Source organism: Enterovibrio norvegicus DSM 15893, assembly GCF_900115495.1.
In the GTDB taxonomy this organism is placed as follows: domain Bacteria; phylum Pseudomonadota; class Gammaproteobacteria; order Enterobacterales; family Vibrionaceae; genus Enterovibrio; species Enterovibrio norvegicus.
On sequence record NZ_FOWR01000082.1, the window covers coordinates 1 to 5,848 of the forward strand.

Below are 5,848 nucleotides of genomic sequence, written 5' to 3' on the forward strand. Positions count from 1 at the left end.
CAAAAAAATCCGCTTTAAGCTTGGTGTCTTCAAGCTGTTGCTCTAACTCTTTAATCCGCTGTTCGGGGGTTTGGGGCGTCGATGTATAAGGCATAGCATCACCTAGACGGGTTGGTGTGAGAGAACCTTTAGTCCAATTTAGATGACCATACTTGCGAAGCCAAGTTAATACAGTGGAACGACCTTGAATGCCGTAACGTAATTGGGCTTGTTTGTAGGTCATTTCGCCTTTTTCTACTTGGTCTACGACAGCCAATTTAAAGGCGAGGGAATAATCTCGTTGGGTGCGCTTGGTTGTTGATTTCATAACACTCTCCAATTTCGGGTTGGAAAAGTGTCAACCTTATTTAGGACGGGACACTAAGAGAAAAAAAGCCGCATTCGCGGCTTTTTTGTGCGTGTGAAACGGAATTTATGCTTCTTGATTCAGCTTTTTAGCTGCTTCTAGTAATGCAGGGAATTCATCCATCGATAAATGGGTAGAAAGCGCTTTTAAGTGCTCACCCAATTCGCTCTGCGAACTGGCACACACGTTGATGTGGCCAATCTTCCTACCAGGTCTTGGTGCTTTGTCATACCAATGAACGTGAGCCAAAGGCATGATGCTTGTTGGCACTGTCACTTCACCAATGATATTCACCATTGCTGTTGGACGAACGCGTTTTGCGCTACCTAACGGTAACCCGCACACGGCGCGGAGGTGGTTCTCAAATTGGCAAACATCAGCACCCTGTTGTGTCCAATGGCCGGAGTTGTGAACGCGTGGCGCGATTTCATTCACCATCAGCGTGCCATTCACGTCAAAGAACTCGATAGCCAGCACACCGATGTAGTCGAGCGCGGATGCGACCGCGTCAAACATCGATTCAGCTTGTGCTTGTAGGGCTGCGTTCTCATTGGCAGAAACGGAAACACTCAAAATACCGTCGGTGTGAATGTTTTCCGTGAGTGGATAGATAGCAAGGTTGCCATCTTGTCCGCGGGCACCAATTAAGGACACTTCGCGATCAAAGCGAACAAATTCTTCTGCGATAACACATTGGCGGTCTGCTTGATGAGACGCGGTCAGGAAGGCTTCGATGTCCTGCCACACGTCATCGGCTTGATCGGCGGATTTAAGTCGCCATTGGCCTTTTCCGTCGTACCCATCCAAAGCGCTTTTCAAGATCATCGGCAAGCCAATGCGCGCAATGGCGTTGTCAAAATCCGCCCGATTTTCAATGACCTGATAGCGGGCATTGTTAACGCCAGCTTTGTCCAGCAGGGCCTTTTCTTTGCGGCGATCCCCCCCCGTTAAAATGGCTTCTTCGCCAGGGTAGAATTTTCCGCTGTCTTGGCAAAGACGAAGTACGTCGGGGGCAATATGCTCAAATTCGGCGGTAATGACGTCAGCGTTTGCGATGCCATGTTCTAACCCACGGCCAAGCACTTCCAGTGTCACAGGGTGAACGACGTTGCCTGAGCGAACATCATACGCACTGATGGTGAGATTCAATGGTGCGCCCGCAAGCGCCATCATTCGCGCTAACTGACCAGCACCAAGTACCAATACATTCATGATTAGTCTACCGATGGGTCTGGGTGTGCCAATACTGTGTCGGTTTGGTTCTGACGGAAAGTGTCGATCTTAGTCAGTAGTTCGTCATCTCCCGTCGCAAGAATTTGTGCAGCAAGTAGGCCAGCATTTGCAGCGCCAGCATCGCCAATGGCAAGGGTGCCGACCGCAACGCCTTTTGGCATTTGTACGATAGACAGTAAGGAATCCATGCCTTTAAGGGCTTTCGACTGCACTGGAACACCCAATACAGGCAGGCTGGTGAAGGCCGCCGTCATACCTGGAAGGTGTGCTGCACCACCTGCGCCTGCGATGATGACTTTAATGCCTTGAGAAGCAGCGTTGCTGGCATATTCTGCAAGCAGTTGAGGGGTTCGGTGTGCGGAAACCACTTTTGTTTCGTACGCGATACCGAAATGCTCAAGCATGTCTGCTGCGTTTTTCATGGTTGGCCAATCCGATTTTGAACCCATGATGATGCCGACTTTCATAACTGCTCCTGTAACTGCCATGTACTCACTGTCGTCTTTATGACGTGAAATTGCGCGCCATTATATCGGTAAAAAATCACAAGGAAAACGTTTGCGTCGATGCTTTTCGCGCGAAACAGGGTGTTTTTACTTTCTTGCGAAAACTATCCGGTGTGTTTCTAAGTGTGACAAAATTGTTGAGTCAGCCATGCCTAATTCGTCATAGTATGCGAAAGCGTAAGAAGAAAATGCGGAGAAGAACATTGGGCAACGTGGAGCAATGTGTAAAAGCCCTGTCTCAAGGAGGCGTGATTGCCTATCCGACAGAAGGCGTGTTTGGTGTTGGATGTGACCCTGACAATGCGCAGGCCATTCAAGCTTTACTGAATGTGAAAGAGCGTGACCGTGCAAAAGGACTGATCTTAATTGCTGCCGATCTTGCCCAACTTGATGGGTACATCGACATGAGTCGATTGAGTGAAGAAACGCAAGCAGATGTGTTGGCCAGTTGGCCAGGTCCTGTGACGTGGGTGATGCCTGCAGGCAAGAAAATCACGGATTGGGTCTCGGGGCAGTTTGATACGGTTGCGGTACGCGTGTCTGACCACACTGATGTGCAAGCGCTGTGTACTGCGTTTGGTAAGCCAATAACATCAACCAGTGCAAATCTTAGCGGTGAAGAGCCGTGCCGTTCAGTCGAAGAGGTTGACGCACAACTTGGCGATCGCGTTGCGTGTATTTTAGAGGGAAAAACGGGTGGTCTTGAGAGGCCAACCGAGATCCGCGATGCACGTTCTGGTAAGGTGCTTCGACAAGGTTAAATTAATCGTTGGAATAAGAAGGAACTCCTGTGCAAGACCACACCCAGCCAGTCGATAAAGACGCCGTAAAACGCTTCCTACTTTCGTTGCAAGACCGTATTTGTGATGCGTTGTCACATGAAGATGGGGGGTCTACGTTTGAGGAGGATGCATGGGAGCGAGAAGCGGGTGGCGGTGGTCGCAGTCGCGTTTTGCGTGACGGTACTGTCTTTGAACAAGCCGGCGTGAATTTCTCGCACGTGTTTGGCGATAAGATGCCGGGCTCAGCAACGGCGCATCGACCTGAGCTTGCAGGGCGTAGCTTTGAAGCCATGGGGGTGTCTTTGGTGGTTCACCCGAACAACCCACACATTCCGACGTCTCATGCCAATGTGCGTTTCTTCATTGCTGAAAAAGAAGGCGAAGCCCCTGTTTGGTGGTTTGGCGGTGGGTTTGATCTCACTCCTTTCTATCCTGTCGAAGAAGATTGCTTTCATTGGCACAATACCGCAAAGGCGATTTGTCAGCCGTTTGGTGATGCCGTTTATGCCGAGCACAAAGCGTGGTGCGATCGCTATTTTTTCCTTCCGCATAGGAATGAAACCCGTGGCGTTGGAGGACTTTTCTTTGATGATCTCAATGCGTGGGGGTTTGATTCGTCTTTTAACTATATAAAGGCGGTCGGCGAAGGGTTTCTCGATGCTTACCTTCCTATCGTTCAAAAACGAAAGGACAAAGCGTTCTCAGAGCATGAGCGTCAGTTCCAGCTTTATCGCCGTGGCCGTTACGTCGAATTTAACCTGGTGTATGATCGTGGCACCTTGTTTGGCCTTCAAAGTGGTGGTCGAACAGAATCAATTTTAATGTCTATGCCCCCACTTGTTAGATGGGAGTATGGATTCGAGCCTGAAGCGGGCTCTCCTGAAGCAATACTCTATAAAGACTATTTAACGCCAAGGGATTGGTAAGGTTCAGTAGGTAAATGGATAAATACGTCGTTGTCGGGAATCCGATTTCACACAGCAAGTCCCCATTTATACATACCTTGTTTGCGCGTCAGACAGGGCAGTCGATGTCATATGAAACCTTGCAAGCGCCCATTGGTGGTTTCAATGAAGCCATGGATGTGTTTTTTGCCAACGGTGGTCGTGGCTGTAATGTCACCGTGCCATTTAAAGAAGATGCATATGCCATGGCAACCATGCTTACAGAGCGTGCTCGTTTAGCGGGCGCGGTTAATACGCTTAAAAAGCTGGATGATGGCGGCATTCTTGGTGATAACACGGATGGGGAAGGTCTTGTTCAGGATCTGCTCAACCATAATGTGCAGTTAGAGGGTGCCAACATTCTTCTGCTCGGCGCGGGTGGTGCAGCGCGCGGTGTTGTACTTCCTTTACTTAAACACAGTCCCAACATGCTAGTGATTGCCAACCGAACGGTGAGCAAAGCCGAAACACTGGCTTCTTTGTTTTCTGAATACGGGAATGTTTCAGCCGCATCCTTTGATTCTTTGGGTGAGACTGAGTTCGATATCATCATCAATTCAACATCCGCCAGTTTGTCCGGAGAACATCCAAATATTCCGGCTACGGTCATTCATCAGAAAAGTACGGTGTACGACATGGTGTATGGCTCAGGACTTACCAGCAGCAATCAATGGGCGAAAGATCAAGGTGCTGCTCGTCTGATTGATGGGCTAGGTATGCTGGTGGGACAAGCTGCGGAAAGTTTTACTATCTGGCGTGGCATTAAACCGGGAACGGGACAGGTGCTAAGGGAACTTCGCCGTAATCTTGCCGAGTAACCATGAACCAAAGTATTTTATTTCCTGATCATCAAGAGATAGATAAAGACAAACATGCTGTTTGTTTTCATGCACAGCAGTCAGGGGCATTGATTGTTTGTTATGTATCTATAGATGACATTCGAAAGCGTCAACATGAAGCATTAATAGAAGATGAAGCGATACTGGCGGTTTTTGACCAGCATCGCTTTGACTTCGAAGATCTCGCCGAAGAAGCCATTGAGGATGAGAACTTCAATGAGCAGGGGGAAATCTGGGTGCGTTAACCTTCAGCAATGTAGTCATTCTTGGTGGCGACATAGTTGTCAGACGATTTTTGCAAAAATGCCCGCTCGGCTTCTTTTAGTGGTCGAGCCTGCTTTACAGGACTTCCTACATAGAGGAAGCCTGATTCCAGTCGCTTTCCTGGCGGAACAAGACTGCCTGCACCAATCATCACATCGTCTTCAATGATGGCACCGTCCAAAACGATAGCGCCCATTCCAACCAATACACGATCGCCAACTGTGCAACCATGAAGCATAACCTTGTGCCCGATAGTCACGTCTTTACCAATAATAAGTGGGTAGCCATGAGGATTGTCGGTGTTTTTATGGGTGACATGCAGCACCGAACCGTCTTGGACATTAGATCGGTCACCAATAATGATGTGGTTAACATCGCCACGCGCAGCAACTAAAGGCCAAATACTCACATCATCACCAAGGGTAATGTCTCCCACCATCACAGATGTTGGGTCTAGATATACACGCTCACCAACGTTAGGGAAGATGCCCTTATAACTTCGAAGTACTGATTGCATTTGTTATGTCCTAAAGGATTATTAGAATTCCAGCCTATATGGATGCGAAAAATAGTGCAATTCATCACCAATGTTTCGTCTAAGCACCCCTGTTTGGTTGATTGCTGAGCGAACGCACCGTTTTTCATGAAAAACCGCGCAAAACCCCTTGCCAAGATCTGAACCGTCCCTATAATGCGACCTCACTGACACGGCGACCTACTCCACACGGAACTGGCCAACGAATCAGTACGGCGAAACGGCTTCAAAATGGATTGAAAATAAACGCTTGACGTTAACGACTCAATCAGTAGAATGCCCGCCTGCTTCAACGGAAAAGCCCAGTGCTTATCGCGGTTGAAGGAAGTCAACAAGACGTTTTGGATGCGGTGAACACCACGCTGAAAAATCTCAAAATTTCTTCTTGACTTCATCGCC

At 48.6% G+C, this 5,848-nt stretch carries 8 protein-coding genes; 4 read left to right on the forward strand and 4 right to left on the reverse strand.

Translation table 11 applies throughout. From position 1 onward, the window contains the following. The 3 genes from BM082_RS24360 to purE form a co-directional block, all read right to left on the reverse strand. Window positions 1-307, reverse strand: a 307-nt coding sequence (locus BM082_RS24360) for an IS3 family transposase (protein WP_074928966.1), incomplete at its 3' end; no start/stop codon positions are given. Window positions 308-412: 105 nt separating this feature from the next. After that, on the reverse strand, window positions 413-1,558 hold the full coding sequence (locus BM082_RS24365) for a 5-(carboxyamino)imidazole ribonucleotide synthase (RefSeq protein ID WP_074928968.1): 1,146 nt from the start codon (window positions 1,556-1,558) through the stop codon (window positions 413-415). Between the two features lie 2 nt (window positions 1,559-1,560). After that, window positions 1,561-2,046, reverse strand: coding sequence for a 5-(carboxyamino)imidazole ribonucleotide mutase (gene purE, locus BM082_RS24370; RefSeq protein ID WP_017010811.1), 486 nt, complete (start codon window positions 2,044-2,046; stop codon window positions 1,561-1,563). A gap of 242 nt (window positions 2,047-2,288) precedes the next feature. Here purE and tsaC point away from each other — a divergent pair, with 242 nt between their 5' ends. Genes tsaC through BM082_RS24390 form a run of 4 tightly spaced genes read left to right on the forward strand, consistent with a single transcriptional unit; the run spans window position 2,289 to window position 4,895 of the window. Continuing rightward, entirely contained in the window at window positions 2,289-2,846 is a 558-nt protein-coding gene (gene tsaC / locus BM082_RS24375; protein ID WP_074928970.1) for an L-threonylcarbamoyladenylate synthase type 1 TsaC, read from the forward strand. Window positions 2,847-2,875: 29 nt separating this feature from the next. Further along, a complete protein-coding gene (gene hemF, locus BM082_RS24380) occupies window positions 2,876-3,793 on the forward strand; it encodes an oxygen-dependent coproporphyrinogen oxidase (RefSeq protein WP_074928972.1) in 918 nt (305 codons plus the stop codon). 14 nt (window positions 3,794-3,807) lie between these two features. Further along, window positions 3,808-4,629 (forward strand): shikimate dehydrogenase, encoded by an 822-nt coding sequence (gene aroE, locus BM082_RS24385; protein WP_074928974.1) that lies wholly within the window; start codon window positions 3,808-3,810, stop codon window positions 4,627-4,629. A gap of 2 nt (window positions 4,630-4,631) precedes the next feature. Beyond that, window positions 4,632-4,895: a DUF1488 family protein gene (locus BM082_RS24390; protein WP_074928976.1), complete on the forward strand. Its 264-nt coding sequence runs from the start codon at window positions 4,632-4,634 to the stop codon at window positions 4,893-4,895. On the opposite strand, the gene BM082_RS24395 is transcribed toward BM082_RS24390, so the two are convergent. Continuing rightward, entirely contained in the window at window positions 4,892-5,431 is a 540-nt protein-coding gene (locus BM082_RS24395; protein ID WP_074928977.1) for a gamma carbonic anhydrase family protein, read from the reverse strand. The genes BM082_RS24390 and BM082_RS24395 overlap by 4 nt on opposite strands. Between the last annotated feature and the right edge of the window lie 417 nt (window positions 5,432-5,848).